General features: G+C 68.4%; 20 protein-coding genes and 1 pseudogene. 10 read left to right on the top strand and 11 right to left on the bottom strand.

All coding sequences use genetic code 11. The features are described from left to right. The 6 genes from J0F76_RS16585 to J0F76_RS16560 form a co-directional block, all read right to left on the bottom strand. Positions 1 to 203: aldehyde dehydrogenase family protein (locus J0F76_RS16585; RefSeq protein ID WP_207471157.1), on the bottom strand; the 203-nt coding region annotated here is incomplete at its 3' end. Then, a complete protein-coding gene (locus J0F76_RS16580; RefSeq protein WP_207471156.1) occupies positions 196 to 1,425 on the bottom strand; it encodes an iron-containing alcohol dehydrogenase in 1,230 nt (409 codons plus the stop codon). The genes J0F76_RS16580 and J0F76_RS16585, both read right to left, overlap by 8 nt. Then, positions 1,415 to 2,437 (bottom strand): Ldh family oxidoreductase, encoded by a 1,023-nt coding sequence (locus tag J0F76_RS16575; protein ID WP_207471154.1) that lies wholly within the window; start codon positions 2,435 to 2,437, stop codon positions 1,415 to 1,417. The genes J0F76_RS16580 and J0F76_RS16575 overlap by 11 nt, the downstream gene beginning before the upstream one ends. Then, the gene (locus tag J0F76_RS16570; RefSeq protein WP_207471152.1) at positions 2,437 to 3,708 is read right to left on the bottom strand and encodes a TRAP transporter large permease; all 1,272 of its coding nucleotides are present in this window, start codon (positions 3,706 to 3,708) and stop codon (positions 2,437 to 2,439) included. Before J0F76_RS16570 ends, J0F76_RS16575 begins: the two co-directional genes overlap by 1 nt. After that, entirely contained in the window at positions 3,705 to 4,199 is a 495-nt protein-coding gene (locus J0F76_RS16565) for a TRAP transporter small permease (RefSeq protein WP_207471151.1), read from the bottom strand. The genes J0F76_RS16570 and J0F76_RS16565 overlap by 4 nt, the downstream gene beginning before the upstream one ends. Positions 4,200 to 4,249: 50 nt before the next feature. Beyond that, positions 4,250 to 5,215, bottom strand: coding sequence for a TRAP transporter substrate-binding protein (locus J0F76_RS16560; protein WP_207471148.1), 966 nt, complete (start codon positions 5,213 to 5,215; stop codon positions 4,250 to 4,252). A 129-nt stretch (positions 5,216 to 5,344) separates the two neighbouring features. Between J0F76_RS16560 and J0F76_RS16555 the strand changes: the two genes are divergently transcribed. Both J0F76_RS16555 and J0F76_RS16550 read left to right on the top strand, forming a co-directional pair. Then, on the top strand, positions 5,345 to 6,037 hold the full coding sequence (locus tag J0F76_RS16555; RefSeq protein ID WP_207471146.1) for a GntR family transcriptional regulator: 693 nt from the start codon (positions 5,345 to 5,347) through the stop codon (positions 6,035 to 6,037). A gap of 29 nt (positions 6,038 to 6,066) precedes the next feature. After that, positions 6,067 to 7,527, top strand: coding sequence for an aldehyde dehydrogenase family protein (locus tag J0F76_RS16550; RefSeq protein WP_207471144.1), 1,461 nt, complete (start codon positions 6,067 to 6,069; stop codon positions 7,525 to 7,527). A 45-nt stretch (positions 7,528 to 7,572) separates the two neighbouring features. Here J0F76_RS16550 and J0F76_RS16545 read toward each other — a convergent pair whose 3' ends face one another. The 4 genes from J0F76_RS16545 to J0F76_RS16530 all read right to left on the bottom strand — a co-directional run bounded on the left by J0F76_RS16545 (position 7,573) and on the right by J0F76_RS16530 (position 10,540). Continuing rightward, complete coding sequence (locus J0F76_RS16545) at positions 7,573 to 8,781, bottom strand: enolase C-terminal domain-like protein (protein WP_207471142.1); 1,209 nt, start codon at positions 8,779 to 8,781, stop codon at positions 7,573 to 7,575. Between the two features lie 332 nt (positions 8,782 to 9,113). Beyond that, a complete protein-coding gene (locus J0F76_RS16540; RefSeq protein WP_207471140.1) occupies positions 9,114 to 9,500 on the bottom strand; it encodes a type II toxin-antitoxin system death-on-curing family toxin in 387 nt (128 codons plus the stop codon). Then, a complete protein-coding gene (locus tag J0F76_RS16535) occupies positions 9,497 to 9,721 on the bottom strand; it encodes an AbrB/MazE/SpoVT family DNA-binding domain-containing protein (RefSeq protein WP_089389169.1) in 225 nt (74 codons plus the stop codon). The genes J0F76_RS16540 and J0F76_RS16535 overlap by 4 nt, the downstream gene beginning before the upstream one ends. A 75-nt stretch (positions 9,722 to 9,796) precedes the next feature. Further along, positions 9,797 to 10,540: an FCD domain-containing protein gene (locus tag J0F76_RS16530; RefSeq protein ID WP_242690294.1), complete on the bottom strand. Its 744-nt coding sequence runs from the start codon at positions 10,538 to 10,540 to the stop codon at positions 9,797 to 9,799. 182 nt (positions 10,541 to 10,722) lie between these two features. Between J0F76_RS16530 and J0F76_RS16525 the strand changes: the two genes are divergently transcribed. From J0F76_RS16525 to rraA, 5 genes are all read left to right on the top strand, one after another. After that, a complete protein-coding gene (locus tag J0F76_RS16525; RefSeq protein WP_207471136.1) occupies positions 10,723 to 12,666 on the top strand; it encodes an aconitase family protein in 1,944 nt (647 codons plus the stop codon). Positions 12,667 to 12,740: 74 nt separating this feature from the next. Next, entirely contained in the window at positions 12,741 to 13,730 is a 990-nt protein-coding gene (locus J0F76_RS16520) for a Bug family tripartite tricarboxylate transporter substrate binding protein (protein ID WP_207471135.1), read from the top strand. Positions 13,731 to 13,790: 60 nt separating this feature from the next. Further along, positions 13,791 to 14,441, top strand: a complete 651-nt coding sequence (locus tag J0F76_RS16515) for a tripartite tricarboxylate transporter TctB family protein (RefSeq protein ID WP_207471134.1) — start codon at positions 13,791 to 13,793, stop codon at positions 14,439 to 14,441. Next, complete coding sequence (locus J0F76_RS16510; RefSeq protein WP_207471133.1) at positions 14,434 to 15,936, top strand: tripartite tricarboxylate transporter permease; 1,503 nt, start codon at positions 14,434 to 14,436, stop codon at positions 15,934 to 15,936. The genes J0F76_RS16515 and J0F76_RS16510 overlap by 8 nt, the downstream gene beginning before the upstream one ends. A 23-nt stretch (positions 15,937 to 15,959) precedes the next feature. Continuing rightward, positions 15,960 to 16,460 carry a ribonuclease E activity regulator RraA gene (gene rraA / locus J0F76_RS16505; protein WP_207471132.1) on the top strand — a complete coding sequence of 167 codons (501 nt, stop codon included), beginning with the start codon at positions 15,960 to 15,962 and terminating at the stop codon, positions 16,458 to 16,460. A gap of 76 nt (positions 16,461 to 16,536) precedes the next feature. On the opposite strand, the gene J0F76_RS16500 is transcribed toward rraA, so the two are convergent. After that, a complete protein-coding gene (locus J0F76_RS16500) occupies positions 16,537 to 17,487 on the bottom strand; it encodes a LysR family transcriptional regulator (protein ID WP_207471131.1) in 951 nt (316 codons plus the stop codon). An 85-nt stretch (positions 17,488 to 17,572) separates the two neighbouring features. On the opposite strand from J0F76_RS16500, the gene J0F76_RS16495 reads away from it, so the two are divergent. From J0F76_RS16495 to J0F76_RS16485, 3 genes and pseudogenes are all read left to right on the top strand, one after another. After that, the gene (locus J0F76_RS16495) at positions 17,573 to 18,112 is read left to right on the top strand and encodes a TRAP transporter small permease (protein ID WP_207471128.1); all 540 of its coding nucleotides are present in this window, start codon (positions 17,573 to 17,575) and stop codon (positions 18,110 to 18,112) included. Continuing rightward, on the top strand, positions 18,109 to 19,392 hold the full coding sequence (locus J0F76_RS16490; RefSeq protein ID WP_207471126.1) for a TRAP transporter large permease subunit: 1,284 nt from the start codon (positions 18,109 to 18,111) through the stop codon (positions 19,390 to 19,392). The genes J0F76_RS16495 and J0F76_RS16490 overlap by 4 nt, the downstream gene beginning before the upstream one ends. A 10-nt stretch (positions 19,393 to 19,402) precedes the next feature. Next, positions 19,403 to 19,602 (top strand): annotated as a pseudogene (locus J0F76_RS16485) (hypothetical protein); the annotation flags it as partial.

The following is a 19,602-nucleotide window of genomic DNA, read 5'->3' as shown; positions in this document are numbered from 1 at the left end:
GTCGCGGCCCAGCCCGGCGCGGCGGCGGCGGCGGCGTCGACGGCCGCGACGGCATCGGCCTCGTCGCAATCGGCCACGCCCGCGATCACGCTGCCGTCCGAGGGGTTGGTGACGTCGATCAGGCCGCCACGCGCGCCCGGGCGCCATTCGCCGCCGATGAAAAGCTGCGTGGGAAGGGCTTCGAAGCGAAGATCCTCAGGCATGGGCGGCCTTTCCTCGGGGTTCGGGCATGGCCATGTCCAGGATGCCGCGCATGGCGGCGGCGTCCAGCGGCCGGGGGTTGTTCTCGACCAGACGGGTGGCGCCCATCGCCAGCTCGGCCATGCGGCCGAAGCCCGCGGGGTCCACGTTCAGCGCGTCCAGGCCGGCAGGAATGCCAATGCGGGCGAACAGGTCGCGCAGCGCGGCGGCGAAGGCCCGCGCCGCCGCCATGTCGTCGGCCGCATCGGACAGGCCCAGCGCGCGGGCAAGATCGGCATAGGCGCCGGGCGCCTGGATCAGGTTGAAGTCGATCGTGTGGGGCAGCAGGATCGCGATCCCCAGCCCGTGCGCGCTGCCGGTTTCCGCGCCGACCGGATATTGCAGCGCATGGGCCGCCGAGGTGCCGCCGCTGCCGAAGGCAAGGCCCGCCATGGTCGCGCCCAGCATCACGGCCGACCGGGCCTCCAGGTCGCCGCCATCCTCGACGGCGCGCGGCAGGTGGTCGAACAGCAGCCGGATCGCGGACAGGGCCAGATGGTCGCCAAGCGCGTTCTTGCCCACGAAGACGCGCGTCAGCGCCATGGCCGGATCGCCCGCCCGTTCCACGGCGGCAAAGCATTCGACGGCATGGGCCAGCGCATCGGCGCCCGAGATCGCGGTCAGCCCCGCCGGGCAGGTCAGGGTCAGTTCCGGGTCGCAGATGGCCGTGTGCGGGATCAGGTGCGGGCTGGAGATGCCGACCTTGATGGCCCGTGACGGATCGCCCAGGACGGCCACAGGCGTCGCCTCGCTGCCGGTCCCCGAGGTGGTCGGGACCGCGATCACCGGCAGGACCGGGCCGGGCACCTTCATCTCGCCATAGTAATCCGGCAACTGGCCGCCATGGGTCAGAAGCAGCGCCGCCAGCTTGGCCAGGTCAAGGCAGCTTCCCCCGCCCAGGCCGACGACCACCTGCGGGTCGAAGTCGCGGAAACGGGTCGCGCAGTCGACGATGCCCGACAAGGGCAGTTCCGGCTGGGTGCCGTCGAAGACCGCGACGGCCAGGCCGTGGCGTTCAAGATCGTCGCGGATCGCCTGCATCTGGGGGGTGGCCGCGAAGCGGGCGTCCGTGCAGACCAGGACGCGCTGGCCCAGCTCGGCCGCGACGCGGCCCAGGGCTGCGCGTTGGCCGTTGCCGAACAGGATGCGCGCGGGCGCGCGCAGGATGCCGTAGTCAAGGCGCATGGGTCGTCTCCAGCTGATCCCGCCCGGCAAGGGCGCGGATCTGGTTCCAGATGTCGTCAGGCAGGGGCAGGTCGCCGTTCAGCCGGGCCTCGCGGTCCTGCAGCGCGCGGTCGCCCGGGATGCGGACGGGATGCGCGCCATCCAGCGGGGCGCTGTCCCGCAGCGCCTGCAGATAGGCGCCGATGCGCGCCGCCATGCCGTCCTGCGGTGCGAACAGGATGAAGACATCGCCCTTGTTGCAGGCCGTGCCGTCGTCCAGCGTGCCGGAAACGTCGCCCCCGATGGCCGATCCGGCAAGCGCTGTCACCAGCAGTTCGAAGCCCAGGCCCAGCGCATAGCCCTTGGCCCCGCCGAAGGGCGCAAGGGCGCCGTCCCTGGCCGCAGCCGCGTCGGTGGTGGGATTGCCCGCCGCGTCAAGCGCCCAGCCGTCGGGGATCGGCGCGCCGCGATTGGCGTGGTCGTGGATCTTGCCCATCGACACCAGGCTGGTCGCCAGATCCAGCACGAAGGGCTGCGGCTCGGCGGGAACGCCGATGGCGACGGGATTGGTGCCGATCATCGCCCGCCGCCCGCCCCAGGGATGGACAAGCGCCTCGCTGACGGTGAAGCCCAGCAGGACGAAGCCGCGGCGGGCCATCCGTTCGGCATAGAAGCCCAGCATCCCCAAGTGGTTGCAGTTGCGGATCGCGACGGTGACGCTTCCGGTTCGGGCGACCCGGTCCGCCGCGGCCTCCAGCGCGTGCATGGCGACGACGGGGCCCAGTCCGCCCTGCCCGTCCACATGCAGCAAGGCCTGCCCCGCCCAGTCATGCAGGCCCTTCGCCACCGGGTCCGAGACCCCGTTCAAGATCCGCCGCACCACGCGCGGCAGGCGCAGCATCCCGTGCGAGGCGGTGCCGCGCAGCTCGGCCTCCAGCAGCAGTTCGACCTGCAGCGCCGCCTGGTCGGCGGGAACGCCGGCGCGGACCAAGGCCGCGAGGGCCGCGGCCTCGATGTCGCGATGCGTCGGCATCAGAACCCGTCCCTCAGGAACAGCGAAAGCTGGGGCACGTAGGTGATCAGCAGCAACGCGACGATCACGGTCCCGACCGGCATCAGCAGCGGCCGGAACATCCGCTGGACCGGAATGTTGGCGACCGACGCGGCGGCGAACAGGTTCACCCCCAGGGGCGGGGTGATCATGCCCATGGCCAGGTTCACGACGATGATGATCCCGAAATGCACCGGATCGACGCCGAAGCTGACGGCGATGGGCGCCAGGATCGGGCCCAGGACCAGGATCGCCGCCGAGGTCTCGACGAACATGCCGACGACGAACAGCAGCACGTTCACGAACAGCAGGAACGTGACCATCGTGCCGAAGGTCCCCTGCGCCCAGTTGCCGATCTGCGTCGGCAGCCCCGACAGGCTGATCAGGAACGAGAACAGCCCCGCCGTCCCGATGATCAGCATGATCGCCCCCGTCGAGACGACCGAGTGGCGGAAGATCTGCGGCAGGTCGGCCAGCTTCAGTTCGCGATACACGAACATGCCCACCAGCAGCGCATAGACGACCGACACGGCGGCGGCCTCGGTGGGGGTGAAGATGCCGCCGTAGATGCCGCCCAGGATGATCACCGGCAGCATCAGCGCCCAAAGCGCGTTGCGGGTGCTGGCAAGGACCGGCAGCCGCTCGTCGCCGTCGCGCTTGCCGATGCCGGTGGCGCGGCACCAGACCTGCACCATCAGGACCAGCATGGCCGCGATCAGGATGCCCGGCCCGATGCCCGCCATGAACAGCTGCGTGACCGAGGTTTCGGTGGACACGGCATAGACGATCATCGGGACCGAGGGCGGGATGATGACGCCAAGCTCTGCCGACGAGGCCTGGATGGTCGCGGCCATCGGGGTGGGATAGCCGTGGCGCACCATGGCGGGGATCAGGATCGCGCCGATGGCGAAGGTCGTGGCGACCGACGACCCCGAGATCGCCGCGAAGATCATGCAGGTCACGACGCAGGAACTGGCAAGGCCGCCCTGCATCCCGCCGACCAGCGACTTGGCGAAATCGACCAGGCGGCGCGACACGCCGCCATGCGTCATCAGGTTGCCCGCCAGGATGAAGAACGGCACCGCCAGCAGGGGAAAGCTGTCGAGGCTGGTGAAGATCTTCTGCGGCACCACCAGCAGCGGCAGGTTGGAAAAGAAGGTGATGCCGAAGATCGAGGCCAGCCCGATCGAGACCGCGACCGGCACCGACAGGACGAACAGGGCCAGAAGCGCGGCGACAAGGGCGGCGTTCATTCCATCGCCTCCTCGACCGGGCGGTCGATGGGCGCGAAATGCCCCAGCAGGACGCCGGGGATCGCCAGGATGCTGCCGACCGGGATCGCGGCGTAGAACCAGCTCATCGACAGGCCCAGCATGGCGATCTTCTGGTTGGCGACGCGCACCGTCATCTGCCAGCCATACCAGGCCAGCACCAGCAGGAAGACAACCGTCAGGACCGTCACCACCGCCATGACGATCCGCTTGGGTCCGGACGGCAGGACGCTGCGCAGGAAATCCAGCGGGATCATCGCGGCAAGGCGGAAGCCCGCGCCCGCGACCATGAAGACCATCCAGACCACGGCGGCGCGGGCGGCGACCTCGGACCAGCCGGCGGCGTGGCCGATCAGGAAGCGGGTGACGACCTGCCAGAAGACCAGCGCGGTCGCGACCGCAAGCAGGATCGCGGCAAGGTTGTGGGTAAGCGAAATGAGCCGCTCGGCGGCGAGACGGGCCGGCTGTCGCATCGTGACCTCGTGCTGTGGGAAAGGGGCGCCGTTCCGGCGCCCTCTCGGCCTTACTGCTGGGCAGCCTTGATCCGCTCGATCAGCTCGGCGCCGTATTGGGGCGCCAGGTCGTCATAGGTCTTGGCGACCGCGGCCTCGAACGCGGCCTTGTCGACGTCGGTGACGACCTCCATGCCGCCTTCGGTCATCAGGCGGACGCCTTCCTCCTCATTGCGGGACACGACCTCGCGGTTGGCGGCGACGGCGGCCTTGGCGGCCTCGCGGAACCAGCCCTGTTCTTCCTCGCTCAGCTGGTCCCAGTGGATCTTGGACATGGCGATCACGGCGGGCGAATAGACATGGCCGGTCATGCTGGCATGGGGCTGCACGTCCCACAGCCGGTTCGCCACGATGATCGAGGTCGGGTTTTCCTGCGCGTCGATGGTGCCCTGCTGAAGCGCGGTGATGACCTCGGTCCAGCTCATCGGGGTGGGCGCGGCGCCCAGGGCGTTAAAGGCGTTGATGTGGACGTCGTTTTCCATCGTGCGGATCTTCAGCCCGGCGACATCCTGCGGCGTCCGGATCGGGTGCTTGGAATTGGTGATGTGGCGAAAGCCGTTTTCCCCCCAGGCCAGGCCGACCAGATCGACGGTCTCGAACTTGTCCAGCAGTTCCTGGCCGATCTCGCCGTCCAGGACGGCGCGCGCGCTGTCGTAGTCCTTGAACAGGAACGGGAAGTCCAGCGCATAGGTTTCGGGGATGAAGCCGCCCAGCGGCCCGGTCGAGGTGATCGTCAGTTCGATCGTGCCGATCTGCATCCCTTCCAGCACCTCGCGTTCGCCGCCGAGGGCGCCGCCGGGCTTGGGATGGATGGTGATGTCGCCGCCCGAAAGCTCGGCGATCTTTTCGGCAAAGGCATTCGCCGCCGCACCGTAGTGCGAGTCGATCGGCGTGACGACGGCAAAGTTCATATCGCGGGCCTGAGCGGCGAAGGCAGTGCCTGCAAGCAGCGCGGCCAGGCAGAAACGCTGGATCATGACGGGTCCTCTCCCATTGCGGCCCCTCTCCCCAGGGGCGGTCGCGGCGGCCGGGCTTTACACCCAATATCCGATACGATATTTGATGTCTGGCATCTTCGCGATGTTCCGTCAAGCCCAAGGTCCAAGATGAAACCCGCACCCGAGGCCCCCCGGCCGCCAGCGCCCCGCCTGATGCCGCGACCCTCGCTGGGGGACGAGGTCTACGAATTGCTGCTGGCCGAAGTCATCGCGAACCGCATGGCGCCGGGGGACCGGCTGTCGGTCGACGGGCTGGCGCGGCAGTTCGGCGTGTCCCAGACCCCGATCCGCGCCGCCCTGATCCGGCTGGAGGCCGAGGGGCTGGTGGTGAAGAAGCACAACAGCGGCTACAGCGTGGCCGACCAGCTTTCGGCGACGCGGTTCCGCGACACCTATGATTTCCGCCTGCTGGTCGAACCGGCGACCGCGGCCGCGGCCGCGCGCCATGCGACCCCCGCCCAGATCGAGGCGTTGCGGACAGCAACCCTGCGGATGGGCAAGCTCAGCAGCGATACCAAGGCCAATTACAGCCGCTTCGCGGTGGCGGACGCGGAATTCCACGGCCAGATCGCCGAGGCGGCGGGCAACGAGATCGTGCGCGAATCCCTGCACCGGCTTTACACGCACATGCACCTGTTCCGTCTGCGCTATCACGCGACGGTGGCGGTCGATGCCGTCAACGAACACGACGCCATCGTGGCGGCCATCGCCGCTCGCGATGCCCGTGGCGCCGAAACGGCGATGCGCGCCCATATCGAGGCATCGCGCCGCCGCATGGAGCCCTGCTTCAACGAGACATGAGGACCGCCGGCCCGGCGGGAGGAGGAAAGATGACGTTTCAGAAATCCCTGTGGTTCGATCCCACGATGCTGTTCATCGGGGGCGAATGGCGCAAGCCCGGCAACACGGACACGATCGCGGTCGAAAACCCCTCGACCGGGGAGGTCATCGCCCGGATCGGCCGCGGAACGCCGGCGGATATCGACGCGGCCGTAGCGGCGGCCGAAGCGGCGCTGGAAGGCGACTGGGGCCGCACGCCCGCCGTGGAACGGGGACGCATCCTGATGCGGATGCAGCAGCTTGTCCTGCAAAGGGCCGAGGAGCTGGCCTTTCTGGAATCCACCGACGTCGGCAAGCCGATGAAGCAGGCCCGCAACGACAGCGTGGCGCTGGCGCGCTATCTGGAATTCTATGCGGGCGCCGCCGACAAGGTGCACGGCACGACGATCCCCTATCAGGAGGGGTTCACCGTCTACACGCTGCGCGAACCGCATGGCGTGACCGCCCACATCATTCCCTGGAACTATCCGATGCAGATCCTGGGCCGCTCGGTCAGCGCGGCGCTGGCGATGGGCAACGCCTGCGTTCTGAAACCGGCCGAGGACGCGTCCCTGTCGTCGCTGGCCTTTGCCGCCATCGCCGCCGAGGCGGGCCTGCCCGCCGGCGCGCTGAACGTGGTGACGGGCCTTGGATCAGAGGTGGGGCAGGCCCTGGCCGAACATCCGGGCGTGCACCACCTGTCCTTCACCGGATCGGTGGCCACGGGCCGCCGCATCCAGGAAGCGGCGGCCAGGAACGTCGTGCCGGTCACGCTGGAGCTTGGCGGCAAGTCGCCGCACATCGTCTTCGACGACGTGGATCTGGACGCGGCGCTTCCGACGCTGGTGGGGGCCTGCATGCAGGCCGCGGGCCAGACCTGCTCGGCGGCCTCGCGCGTGCTGGTCCAGCGCGGCATCTACGACGAGGTCCGGCGCCGCATGGCCGAGGTCTATTCCACGCTGGAGGTCGGGCCGGCCCCCGACAACCGCGACCTGGGGCCTCTGGTGTCGAAAAGGCAGAAGCAGATCGTGTCGTCCTACATCGAACTGGGCAGGCAGGACCTGACGGTCGCCGCGCAGGGCACCATCCGCGGCGACGCCCCGGCCGGCGGCAACTATGTCGCGCCGACCCTGTTCGCGGATGTGCCCCCCGATCATCGCCTGGCGCAGGAGGAAATCTTCGGCCCCGTCCAGGTGCTGATCCCCTTCGGGGACGAGGCCGAGGCGATCCGCATCGCCAACGGCACCGAATACGGGCTGGTGGCGGGCGTCTGGACACGCGACGGCGCCCGGCAGATGCGGCTGGCGCGCAAGCTGAACGTGGGCCAGGTCTTCATCAACAACTATGGCGCGGGCGGCGGGATCGAACTGCCCTTCGGCGGAACCGGCAAGTCGGGCCATGGCCGGGAAAAGGGCTTCGAGGCCCTTTACGGCTTTTCGCGCGTCAAGACCGTGACGGCGTCCCACGGCTGACAAGGCCTCCGTCGCAGGCGGCGCCGGCCGCCTGCGGCGAAGCGGCTACAGCCGGACCACGTTGCTGATCGCGTCGGGACGCCTTTCCAGCCCTTCGGCCAGTTGCAGGCCCAGGCCCGGCCCTTCAGGCGGACGGATCATGCCGTCCCTGATCGGGGGAAGCCGGTCCACAAGCGTGTGATACCAGCCGTAATAGAAGGCGCGGGTGAATTCCTGTTCCCAGATGTTGGGCGCCGACACGGCAAGATGGGTCGAGACCGCCAGCGTGACCGGCCCCGAGCAGTCGTGAAAGGCGATGCCGCGCCCCGCCGCCTCGGCCAAGCCCGCCGCCTTGCGGGCATAGGTGATGCCGCCGCCCCAGGTCACGTCGATGATCGGGGTCGCGATGGCGCCCTGCTCGACGATCTCGCGGAACTGGCCCAGACCGCCCAGCGTCTCTCCGCCCGCGAAGGGAACCGCGACGTCGCGCGCCAGGTCGGCAAGATCGCAGATCCGGTCCATCCAGATCGGGTCCTCGATCCAGTCCATGCCGATGGGGGCAAGGGCGCGGCCGATCTTGCGCGCGGCCGGAAGGGACCAGAGCCCGTGCAGCTCGGCCTTCAGCCGCATCCTGTCGCCATGGGCGGCGCGGATCGCCTCGAACGGCCTCAGTCCGCGCTTGAGGTCATCGACCGAGATGTCGACCCCGTCCACCGCCCCGGCCGCGAAGTCGAAGGGCCAGATCTTCATCGACGCGATGCCCATCTCCAGCAGTTCCGCCGCGACCTCGGCGGGGCGTTCCATGAAGCCGGTCAGATCCTCGTGCCGGACGGAACCCGCGCCACGGGCCTCCGCCAGCCCGAAGTTGTCCGGCTTGACCGACGAGGATTTCGAGATGTAGTCCGGCCCCGCGCAGGTGTTGTAAAGCTGGATTTCCGGCCGCGTCTTGCCGCCCAGCAGGTCGCAAAGCGGCAGGCCGGCGGCCTTTCCGGCGATATCCCACAGCGCGACATCGACAGCCGACAGGGCGCGGATTTCGGCGCTGGTTCCGAGAAAGCCCACGTAGGGGCGCATCCTGCGGTTCAGCCATTCGATGCGCAGCGGGTCCTCGCCCAGGATCGCGGGCGCAATGCGGTCCAGGACATCGGCCTCTGCGGCGGCGGCACCGAACCACGTCTCGCCAAGCCCGACGATGCCCTCGTCCGTATGGACACGCACCCAGAGAAGGTTGGAATGCCGCTTCAGGCGGAGGGTTTCAATCCCGGTGATCTTCACGCTGCTCTCCCCGTTATCCTATTTATGATCGTATCGGATATTGGAACCTGTCAACCCTGCCTGGGGAAGCGTTGGGAATCCCTTGATCTTGATGCCGAAGACCTCAAGGCGGCTGCCAGCCCAGGGAACACCCAACCAAGGCGTCAGCCTGTCACCCTTGCCATCGACGCCGGATCGTGACGACTGCTCCGGAATGGCCATGTTCGGAAGGACATCGCCGCATCGGTCGTGACAGGGCATGGCGCAATGCCGGTTCTACCGGAGTTCCGGATTGCGGGCCGCAGACAGACCCTGCCCGGCGGCCACCCTTGCCGGGAAACCGGCGCCCTTCCTCAAAGACCTTCCATCCCCCTCTCCAGCCAGACGGCGAAGGCGGCTTCGGTCACATCGCCTGCCGCAAGGTCCTCCATCATGCGGACGCCCTGAACCGGCTCGGGGCGGAAGCCCTGGCCGTTCAGGCGCAGGAAGGTCAGCGCGGTGACAAAGGCGGTGCGCTTGTTGCCGTCGACAAAGGCATGGGCCTTGGCGATGCCATAGGCATAGGCCGCGGCAAGCTGGGGTAGCGAGGGCGTGCCGTAGGCGGCCCGGTTCAGCGGCCGGGCGCAGCCCGCCTCGAGCAGGCTGCGGTCGCGCATTCCCGCGGCACCGCCGTGGCGGGCGATCTGGCGGTCGTGGATGGCGATGATGGCGGCAAGCGGGACCCAGACCGGGCCTGTCACGCCAGGGCTGCCAGCAGATCCCGGTTCTCGTCCATGACGATCTCGGCCGCCTCGAGCGCGGCCATGACCTCGGGGTCGTGGGCGGTGATGCGCAGCGAGCCATCGTCGCCGCGCAGCACGAACAGGCTGTCGCCTTCCTTGACGTCCAGCAGCGCCAGCATCTCGGTCGTCAGCGTCATCACGGCGGAATTGCCGACCTTGCGAACCTTGCTGTGCATCATGGCGGCGCCCCCCTTATCACGTTTATATATACGCAAAGGCCGGGCCTGTGTCAAGGAAAGCGGCACGACTGCCGGCTAGGCGTCGCGTGATACCGGATCGGCCGAAGCCGCGCCCTGGTTGATCTCGTTCCAGTAGGCGTCCTGCGATTCGACCAGATGCTGCTCCATCACGGCCTCGGCCGCGTCGGCGTCGCCGGTGCGGATTGCCTCGAAGATTTCCTCGTGGCGCCGGTAGGCCAGTTCGGCGGCGCCCGACTGCTTGATGGCGATCCTGCGGTGTTCGTCCAGCCATTCGCTGACCGCCGTCAGCAGGGCGTCCACGAAGATGTTGTCGCAGGCCCGCGCGATCTGGACATGGAAGTCCATGTTGGTCCTGACGAACGCGTCGCGATCGCCAAGCGCCGCGCGGTTCTTCTTCAACGCGTCCTCGATCGCGGCAAGCTGGCCGGCAGTCGCGGTGCGGGCGGCCTGGCGGGCCAGCGACTTTTCCAGAAGCCTGCGGGCCTCCTGCAACTGCCGCAGCCGGTCGGGCTTGACCAGCATCTGCCGGGCGGGCGTGGCCAGCTTGTCCATGATCGACTTCGCCTGTTCCACCACCACCGGGCGGCGGCCGGAACTGAGGCTGACCAAGCCGTCGGTCTGGAGCGCGAACAGCGCTTCCCGCACGGCGGTGCGACCGACACCGAAGGCGTCCATGATCTCGCGCTCGGACGGCAGGGGCTCGCCCGCCTTGATGTCGCCTTCGATGATCGCGCGGCTCAGCCGGTCCGCGACATCCTGGTAAAGGCGGCGGCGGCGGATGGGCTCGCCATTCAGCATCTGCAAGATCGAAACCTCCGGATCGGGACAATCTGCACGCTAGCGCAAAGCTGTCGTTGCGTCTACCTTTCAGTTGGTATAACAGGTAGACCATCAGCGCATCCGATGGGTTGCGCCTTCAAGGGGAGCGACGGGATGAGCGAAGAAGCAGGCCCCGGCCACCACAGCACCGGGTTCCCACCGTGCGGGGGCTGACCTTCGCGGGCCGGGTGCTGTTCCTGACGGCCTCGGCCGACCTGCTGCACCGGCAGATCGCGGGCCAGGACATCACGCTGGCCCAGGCCGGGCCGCTGCGCGACGACATCTCGACCGACGAGATCACGCCCCTGCCCACGCTTCTGAACTTCGACGCGACGCTGGGCCGCCATGCCCATACCGGCCTGAAATGCGAAGGCGCGTTTCCCATCGGCGAATGCGCCCTGAGGGATGGCGGGTTCCAGGTCCTGGTCGGCGGCACGCGCTATGGCAAGGGATCGTCCCGCGAGCACAGCCCCCTGGCCGAATACAGCGCCGGCATCCGCCTGGTGATCGCCGAAAGCTTCGAGCGCATCTATCGCCAGAACTGCGACAACATCGGGCTTCTGACCTCGACCGACTTTTCGCTGCTGGACCGCATCCAAGCAGGCGAGCCCATCCTGTTGGACGAGATCGTCGCCGGGCGCGATGCGCTTGCGGAAGCCATCATCCGCGATGGCGGGCTGCTCGCCTATGGGCAGAAGCGGATGAAGGGCGTGACGGTCGGGGCGGTGGCCGACACCGGTCGCCCGATGACGCTGGCCGAAAAGATCATCCGCCGCCATGCCTTGCAGGTTCAGGGCCATGACTGGCCGATGACGCCGGGAACGGGCGGCTTCGTGCGCGCCGATTTCCGCTTCATCCACGAATACTACACCGGCATGGCCGCGCACATGCTGCACGAACGCTTCGGGCAGCCGCTGGACCTGCACGACCCGGACAGGATCATCCTGTTCGAGGATCACAACTCCTACGCCCATCGCAGCCCGACCCATGTGAAGAACAACCTGCTAGGCGGCATCCGGCGCCTGTCGGACGCCCATCGCGCCTTCGCGCGGGCCTACGGGCTGAAGGACCACGGCTATCTGCCGGGCGAGGAAGGGTCCGAGGGTATCTCGCACGCGATGATGGCCGAATCCTATGCCCTGCCGGGGCAGATCCTGGTGGGGACCGATTCGCACACGCCCCATTCCGGCGCGGTCGGCTGCCTTGCCTATGGGGTCGGCACCACCGACATGGCCAATGCCTTCATGACCGGCGCCTGCCGCCTGACCATGCCCGAGACGCTGCTGATCCGGCTGGAGGGCGCGCGCCGCCCCGGCGTCACCGCCAAGGACATCGTGCTGACGTTGCTGGCCGATCCCGCCATCAAGGCCGGCTACGGCGTGGGCAAGGTCTTCGAGTTCGCGGGCCCCGTCATCGCCGCGCTGTCCACCGACGAACGCGCGACCTTCACCAACATGGTCGCCGAACTGGGCGGGCTGACCGGCCTGGTCGAGCCGGACGCGGAAACGGTGCGCTTCATCAAGGAACGGCGCGGCGTCGATGTCGTGCTGGAACCCTGGATGAAAAGCGATCCCGGCGCGGCCTATGCGGGCATCGTCACGGTCGACTGTTCGACGGTCGAGCCGATGGTGGCCCTGCCCGGCGATCCGGGCAACGGCATGGCCCTGTCGGACGTGGCCCTGCGCCCGCGCGTGGACATCGCCTATGGCGGGTCCTGCACCGCCGGCAAGCGCGAGGATTTCGACCACTACCACCAGGTGCTTCGCTGGGCCGCCGACCGGGGGCTGCGGGTGCGGGACGGCGTGACGCTGTATCTGCAATGCGGCACCGTGCAGGTCCGCGACTACTGCATCGCCAAGGGCTACCTGGACACCTTCCGGGCCGTCGGGGCCGAGATGCTGCAACCCGCCTGCGGCGCCTGCGGGCAATGCGGGCCGGGCGTCTCGACCGCGGCCGACCAGGTGACGGTCAGCGCGATCAACCGCAACTTCCCCGGTCGGGGAGGGCCGGGTTCCGTCTGGCTGGCCAGCCCGCCCACGGTCGCGGCAAGCGCCATCGCGGGCGAACTGGTCTCGTTCGAGGAGCTGAAGCAGCGTTTCGGCTGAGGAGACGAAAGGCGGCACCGCGCCGCCGCAACGGGGCAAAGGCCCCATCATCGACAAGGGAGGAGGTCGATACCATGTTCGGACATCTTGTGAGGAAGGCCGGCTGGCCGCTGGTCTTGGGCGCGTCGCTGCTGGCGCTTGGCGGCGCCCCGGTGGTGGCGCAGGACGACTATCCCGCGCGGCCGGTGCAGATCCTGGTGCCGCTGGCGCCCGCGTCCACCGTGGACGTGATCGCGCGCAAGCTGGCCGACGAATTCTCGAAACGGCTGGGCCAGCAGTTCTTCGTGGAAAACCGCCCCGGCGCCGGGGGCGTCATCGGCACGGCGGAACTGTCGGGGTCCGCGCCCGACGGCCATGCCATCGGCATGATCTCGTCGAACCACGTGATCAACCCCAGCATCATGAAGACGGTGCCCTTCGACACGCTGAAGGACATCACGCCGATTTCGGTCATCGGATCGGTGCCCCTGGTGCTGGTGGCCCATCCCGATCACCCCGCGAACTCGGCCAAGGACCTGATCGCCATGGCCAAGGAAAAGCCGGGCGCGCTGGACTATGGCTCGGCCGGGAACGGCACGGCGATCCACCTGGCGGGCGTGCTGCTGACCAGCGAGGCCGGGATCGACCTGCGCCACGTTCCCTACAAGGGCACCGGGCCGCTGACCAACGACCTGGTCGCGGGCCATGTGCAACTGGGCTTCCTGTCCATCACCGCCGCCCTGCCCCAGCTTCAGGCGGGCACGCTGAAGGCTCTGGCCGTGTCCACCACGGACCGCATCGCCTCGCTTCCCGATGTCCCGACCCTGGCCGAGGAAGGGCTGCCCGGCTATGACTTCGACGCCTGGATCGCCATGGTCGGCCCCAAGGACATGCCCGCCGACCTGGTGGACCGCCTGTCTGCCGAAATCAGGGCGGTGCTGGAGGACCCGGCGGTCGCGGAGTACTTCGCGGGCCAGGGCGTCGTGATCGAGGGCACCGACCCCGCGACGACCGCCGCCTTCTTCGAAGCCGAACTCGACAAGCACAGCCGGCTAGTCGCCACGGCCGGCGTCCCGAAGGAATGATCCCCGATGCCGCCCCACGCCGGGGCGGCATGGAACGACCCACTGCGAGGGAGAGGGACGATGAACCCAAGCCGCGGAGACATGGACATCCAGGACAGGGGCCTCGGGGTTCGATCCCCGCAGGATCTGGCGGGCGGGCTGGCGTTGCTGGCCCTTGCCGGGCTGGCCCTGTGGCTGACATGGTCCCTGCCGCAGGGCACGCTGGACGCGACGGGGCCCGCGATGCTGCCCCGCTGGCTGGCGGTCGGCCTTGGCCTTTGCGGGCTGGCCCTGGTCGCCGGCGCCTTTCGATCCCCGGGCGAGGGACTGGGGGACTGGAGCCTGCGCGGGCCCGCGATGGTCACGGCGGGCATCGTCGCCTTTGCCCTGACCATCCGGTCCTTTCCCTTCGGACCCGTCTCGACCCCCGGCCTGGGGCTGATCGCCGCCGGGCCGCTGTCGATCCTGATCTCGGGCTATGCCACCTCTGATGCCAGCTTGCGCGAAAGGCTGTGCCTGGCGCTGGGCCTGACCGGCTTCTGCATGGTGCTGTTCGCCGATGTCCTGAACCTGCCCATCCCGCTGTTCCCGCGATCGGTGCAGGTGCTGTTCCCGGCGGATTGGGGCATGAAGACGCCGCTGCGGCTGGCGGCAGCGATCCTGATCGGCGCGACGGTCCTGCTGGTCCTGTCCGGCCGCAAGCGCAACACCGGCGAGGTGCCCCATGTCTGAGCTTCTGTCGAACCTTGGCCTGGGCCTCGGCGTGGCCCTGCACCTTCAGAACCTCGCGCTGGCCTTTGTCGGCTGCCTCGTGGGCACGCTGATCGGCGTGCTGCCGGGCGTGGGCGCCACCGCCACCATCGCCATGCTGCTGCCCATCACCTTCGGCTTTCCGCCGGTGGGCGCGCTGATCATGCTGGCGGGCATCTATTACGGCGCGCAATACGGCGGCTCGACCACCGCGATCCTGGTCAACATCCCGGGCGAGGGAACCTCGGTCGTCACCGCCGTGGACGGCCACCAGATGGCCCGGCAGGGCCGCGCGGGGATCGCCCTGGGGGTCGCGGCCATCGGGTCATTCGCGGCGGGCACCGTGGCCACGCTGCTGATCGCCGCCCTTGGCGCGCCCCTGACCAGGCTGGCGCTGGTGTTCGGCCCGGCCGAGTACTTCTCGCTGATGCTGATGGGCCTGGTCTTCGCCATGGTGCTGGCGCACGGGTCGCTGCTGAAGGCGGGCGCAATGATCCTGCTGGGGATCCTTTTGTCCACCGTCGGACTGGATCTGGAAACGGGCGACCAGAGGATGACCTTCGGCCTGCCCGTCCTGATGGACGGCATCGACTTCGCCGTGCTTGCCATGGGCCTGTTCGGCATCGCCGAGATCATGCGCAACCTGCAGGGCAACGAACAGCGCGACGTGGTCCGCCAGGCTATCGGCCGCCTGCTGCCCAACCGCGACGACCTGCGGCAATCCTACAAGCCGGTGATGCGCGGCACGGTGATCGGCTCGATCCTGGGGCTTTTGCCCGGCAACGGGGCGGTGCTGGCGCCCTTCGCCTCCTACGCGATGGAGAAGAAGCTGGCGAAGGACCCGTCGCGCTTCGGCAAGGGCGCGATCGAGGGCGTCGCCGGTCCCGAATCCGCCAACAACGCGGGCGCGCAGACCTCGTTCATCCCGCTGCTGACGCTGGGCATTCCGCCGAACGCGGTCATGGCGCTGATGGTGGGGGCGATGACCATCCAGGGCATCATTCCCGGCCCGCAGGTGATGACCACCAACCCCGACCTGTTCTGGGGCATGATCGCCTCCATGTGGATCGGCAACCTGATGCTGCTGGTGATCAACCTGCCGCTGGTGGGGGTCTGGGTCCGGCTGCTGAAGGTGCCCTATCGCCTCATGTTCCCGGCCATCGTCATGTTCTGCTGCATCGGCATCTATTCCATCGGCTCGCTGCCCACGGACGTGCTGTTCATCGCCCTGTTCGGCATCGCGGGCTATGTCCTGATCAAGCTGGGGTTCGAGCCCGCGCCGCTGCTGCTGGGCTTCGTGCTGGGCAAGCTGCTGGAGGAGAACCTGCGCCGCGCCCTGATCCTGTCGCGGGGCGAGATCGCCACCTTCGTCACCCATCCGGTCAGCCTGGGCCTGCTGCTGGCGGCGGCGGCGCTGCTGGCCCTGGCGCTGATCCCCAAGCTGAACAAGGAACGCGACGAGATCTTCACCGAATGAGTGCTTCGAAAGGCTGCCCGGCAATGACGTTCAAGACCGCCGATCTGTGCGACGACCACGCAGGGAACATCCAGATCTGCAGCGCGCCGCTGCGCAGCTTCGGATCACGGCTCCGCTTCTGCGGCCCTATCCAGACGGTCCGCACCCACGAGGATGCCGGCCTGGTCCGGCAATGCCTGCAGATGCCCGGCGAGGGCCGGGTCCTGGTGGTCGATGCCGGCGGGTCCACCCGCGCGGCCGTCCTGGGAGACATGCTGGGGGCTTGCGCCCTGCGCAACGGATGGCAGGCCGTGGTGGTCTTCGGCAGCGTGCGCGATGCCGAGGCGTTGGCCGGCATGGATCTGGGCGTGATCGCGCTGGGCACCACCCCCCGTCGCGGCGCCCTGGACGCAAGGGGAGAGGTCGGGATTGCGGTATCCTTCGGCGACGCGACCTTCGTGCCGGGTCACTACCTTTACTGGGACGCCGATGGGTTGATCGTCAGCCCTGACGCGTTGCACCGGCCGGAAGAAGAACCGGCCTGAGGAAACGCGGCAAGGATATCGCCCCGCGTGCCGGCGCCGATCCGGGCGGCCATTCCGTGCCGCACGGTCCGCGCCCTCAGACCGTTCTGCTTGGCTCTCGCGGGATCAGGGCCATCAGCTCGGCCAGGGCGGGCATCCTGGCGCGGGACTTCCGGGTCAGCACGCCGTAAGGGTCCAGTTCGCGCGACAGGCCCACCGGCAGGATCGCCATCATGCCGCTGGACACGTAGTGCAGCGCCACCGAATGCGGCACGACCGAGATCATGTCGCTGTGTTGCAGCAGCGTCGTCGCGGTCAGGATCGAGGCGGTCTCGATGACATTGGCCGGCGTCTCCATCTCCGCGTCGCGGAACGCGGCCTCGACCATCTGGCGCAGCGGGCTGGTGCGGGGCTGCAGAATCCAGGCCTGGTTCCACAGGGCCGGCAGGGTCAGGTCCGCGCGGTCGCGCAGGGGATTGGCGGCGCCGGTCACCACCGACAGCCGCTCGGGGCCGATCTCGGTGAACTCCAGCTCCGCCGCGCGACTGGAGGGAACGCGCCTGCCGATGACGACATCCAGCCGCCCCTGCTCCAGCATCGGGATCAGGATGTCGCTGGTCTCGACGGTGATCGTGACGTCCAGCCGGGGCCGCCGCTTCTTCAGCTGCGCCACGGCGATCGACAGCGGCCCCGCCGCGGCGGCGGTGATCATGCCGATGGCAAGCCGCCCCTCGGTCCCCGAGGCCAGGCCCGCGATCTCGTCGCGCATCGCGCCCACGTCCGAGATGACAAGATGGGCGTGGCGGATCAGCGCCGCCCCATAGAGGGTGGCCACCATGCCCCGCCTGCCCCGCTGGAACAGCGGCACGCCAAGCGACGCTTCCAGTTCCGCCAGCATCTTCGTGGCGGCAGGCTGGCTGATCCCCACCCGGTCGGCGGCCTTGCGCAGGCTGGTCAGCTCGCCCACTGCCACGACCAGCAGAAGCTGCCGCAGCCGAAGCCTGCCAAGCAGCGCGTGAAGGGGCGGGACGACGGATATGATAGCCATGGGTTATCATGGCATAGCGCAAAGCAAATTGACACCTATCACTCGACTGGCGTCCAATCCGTGATCATCGGAGGAGGATGAGGGTATGGAGAGACTGGGCAGATTGGCCCTGCTGGCGTTGCGCGTCTTCATGGTCGCGGCGCTGACCGCCATGATCGGGCTGGTGTTCCTGAACGTCGTGCTGCGCTATGGCTTCAATTCCGGGATCAGCATCTCCGAGGAGGTGTCGCGGACGCTGTTCGTCTGGCTGATCTTCATGGGCGCCGTGCTGGCGATGTACGACCACGGCCACCTGGGCGTCGACAGCCTGGTCCGCCGCCTGCCCCGCGCCGGACAGATCGGCTGCGCGATCCTGTGCGACGCGCTGATGCTGTTCTGCTCGGGGTTGCTGATGGTGGGCAGCTGGAAGCAGGTCCTGATCAACTGGGGCAACGCGGCGCCCGTGTCGGGCCTGCCGATCGGGCTGACCCATCTTGCGGCCTTCGTGTGCAGCATCGGCCTTGTCCTTGTGATCGGCGCGCATCTGTGGCGCGTCCTGACCGGCCGCGCCGGCAGCCGCGACTTGGTCCAAGTGGTCGAGAGCGAGGACCTGGCCCCCGAAATCCGGCCGGAGGCGGCACGATGACCATCGCGATCTTCCTCGGCTCGCTTCTGGGGTCCATGGCCATCGGCGTGCCCATCGCCTTCGCGCTGATCCTCTGCGGCGTGGCGCTGATGCTGTTCCTGGGCATGTTCGACGCCCAGATCATCTCCCAGAACCTCGTCAGCGGCGCGGACAGCTTCCAGCTTCTGGCGATCCCGTTCTTCCTGGTCGCGGGCGAGTTCATGAACGCGGGCGGCCTGTCGCGCCGCATCGTGGACCTGGCGACGGCCCTGGTCGGCCATTTCCGCGGGGGCCTGGGCTATGTCGCGGTGCTGGCGGCCATCGTCATGGCCAGCATGTCGGGTTCCGCCGTGGCCGACACGGCCGCCGTGGGCGCGATGCTGATCCCGATGATGCGCAAGGCGGGCTATGACGTAAACAGGTCGTCCGGCCTGATCGCGGCGGGCGGCATCATCGCGCCCGTCATCCCGCCGTCCATCCCCTTCATCATCTTCGGCGTGGCCGCGGGCGTCTCGGTCAAGAAGCTGTTCATGGCGGGCATCGCGCCGGGCCTGATGATGGCGCTGTTCCTGGTGGTCGCGTGGTGGCTGGTGTCCCGCAAGGACGCGGTGCCGGTGTCGCCCCGCCAGCCGCTGCGCGTGGTCGGCAAGCGGCTGAAGGACGGCATCTGGGCGCTGATGATCCCCCTTCTGATCATCGTGGGCATCAAGGAAGGCATCTTCACCCCGACCGAGGCGGGCGTGGTCGCCGCCGTCTATTCGCTGTTCGTGGGCATGGTCGTGTATCGCGAACTGACCGTGGCGCAGCTGTTCCCGCTGCTGCTGGCCGCCGGGCGCACGACTGCCGTGGTGATGTTCCTGGTCGCCGCCGCCGGGGTCGCGGCCTGGCTGATCACCATCGCCGACCTGCCCCAGCTTGTCATCGCCGTCCTGGAGCCGCTGATCGACCGGCCGATCCTGCTGATGGCGGTGATCATGGTGCTGGTGGTGATCGTGGGCACCGCGATGGACCTGGTGCCGACCATCCTGATCCTGACGCCGGTGCTGATGCCGGTGGTCAAGCAGGCGGGGATCGACCCGGTCTATTTCGGGGTGCTGTTCATCATGAACAACGCCATCGGCCTGATCACGCCCCCGGTGGGCACCGTCCTGAACGTCATCTGCGGCGTCAGCAGGATCACCATGGACGAGGTGATGAAGGGCATCTGGCCGTTCCTGCTGGCGCATCTTCTTCTGCTGGTGCTGCTGGTCCTGTTTCCGTCGCTGGTGCTGGTGCCGATGACCTGGTTAATGGGCAACTGAGGCGATCGACGTGCACATTCCCCCCGACTTTCCCGTCATCGACGCCCACCAGCATTTCTGGGACCCCCAGGCGAACTACCACCCCTGGCTGTCGGACGAGCCGATGATCCCCTTCCGCTACGGGGATTACGGTCCGATCCGAAGGCGCTACCTGCCGCCGGACTACCTGGCCGAGGCCGCACCGGTCAACGTCGTCGGCAGCGTCTATGT

This window comes from Paracoccus fontiphilus (assembly GCF_017356265.1).
Taxonomy (GTDB): Bacteria; Pseudomonadota; Alphaproteobacteria; order Rhodobacterales; family Rhodobacteraceae; genus Paracoccus; species Paracoccus fontiphilus.
This window is presented reverse-complemented; position numbering and strand designations above follow the sequence as displayed.

What these genes read in the sequence shown, in the direction of transcription:
- J0F76_RS16530 (WP_242690294.1), bottom strand. Translation starts at nt 10,540, where the DNA reads ATGCTGAATGGCGAGCCCATCCGCCGCCGCCGCCTTTACCAGGATGTC.
- J0F76_RS16490 (WP_207471126.1), top strand. Translation starts at nt 18,109, where the DNA reads ATGACCATCGCGATCTTCCTCGGCTCGCTTCTGGGGTCCATGGCCATC.
- J0F76_RS16535 (WP_089389169.1), bottom strand. Translation starts at nt 9,721, where the DNA reads ATGATGCACAGCAAGGTTCGCAAGGTCGGCAATTCCGCCGTGATGACG.
- J0F76_RS16515 (WP_207471134.1), top strand. Translation starts at nt 13,791, where the DNA reads ATGAACCCAAGCCGCGGAGACATGGACATCCAGGACAGGGGCCTCGGG.
- J0F76_RS16520 (WP_207471135.1), top strand. Translation starts at nt 12,741, where the DNA reads ATGTTCGGACATCTTGTGAGGAAGGCCGGCTGGCCGCTGGTCTTGGGC.
- J0F76_RS16570 (WP_207471152.1), bottom strand. Translation starts at nt 3,708, where the DNA reads ATGAACGCCGCCCTTGTCGCCGCGCTTCTGGCCCTGTTCGTCCTGTCG.
- rraA (WP_207471132.1), top strand. Translation starts at nt 15,960, where the DNA reads ATGACGTTCAAGACCGCCGATCTGTGCGACGACCACGCAGGGAACATC.
- J0F76_RS16550 (WP_207471144.1), top strand. Translation starts at nt 6,067, where the DNA reads ATGACGTTTCAGAAATCCCTGTGGTTCGATCCCACGATGCTGTTCATC.
- J0F76_RS16495 (WP_207471128.1), top strand. Translation starts at nt 17,573, where the DNA reads ATGGAGAGACTGGGCAGATTGGCCCTGCTGGCGTTGCGCGTCTTCATG.
- J0F76_RS16565 (WP_207471151.1), bottom strand. Translation starts at nt 4,199, where the DNA reads ATGCGACAGCCGGCCCGTCTCGCCGCCGAGCGGCTCATTTCGCTTACC.
- J0F76_RS16555 (WP_207471146.1), top strand. Translation starts at nt 5,345, where the DNA reads ATGAAACCCGCACCCGAGGCCCCCCGGCCGCCAGCGCCCCGCCTGATG.
- J0F76_RS16575 (WP_207471154.1), bottom strand. Translation starts at nt 2,437, where the DNA reads ATGCCGACGCATCGCGACATCGAGGCCGCGGCCCTCGCGGCCTTGGTC.
- J0F76_RS16500 (WP_207471131.1), bottom strand. Translation starts at nt 17,487, where the DNA reads ATGGCTATCATATCCGTCGTCCCGCCCCTTCACGCGCTGCTTGGCAGG.
- J0F76_RS16510 (WP_207471133.1), top strand. Translation starts at nt 14,434, where the DNA reads ATGTCTGAGCTTCTGTCGAACCTTGGCCTGGGCCTCGGCGTGGCCCTG.
- J0F76_RS16560 (WP_207471148.1), bottom strand. Translation starts at nt 5,215, where the DNA reads ATGATCCAGCGTTTCTGCCTGGCCGCGCTGCTTGCAGGCACTGCCTTC.
- J0F76_RS16580 (WP_207471156.1), bottom strand. Translation starts at nt 1,425, where the DNA reads ATGCGCCTTGACTACGGCATCCTGCGCGCGCCCGCGCGCATCCTGTTC.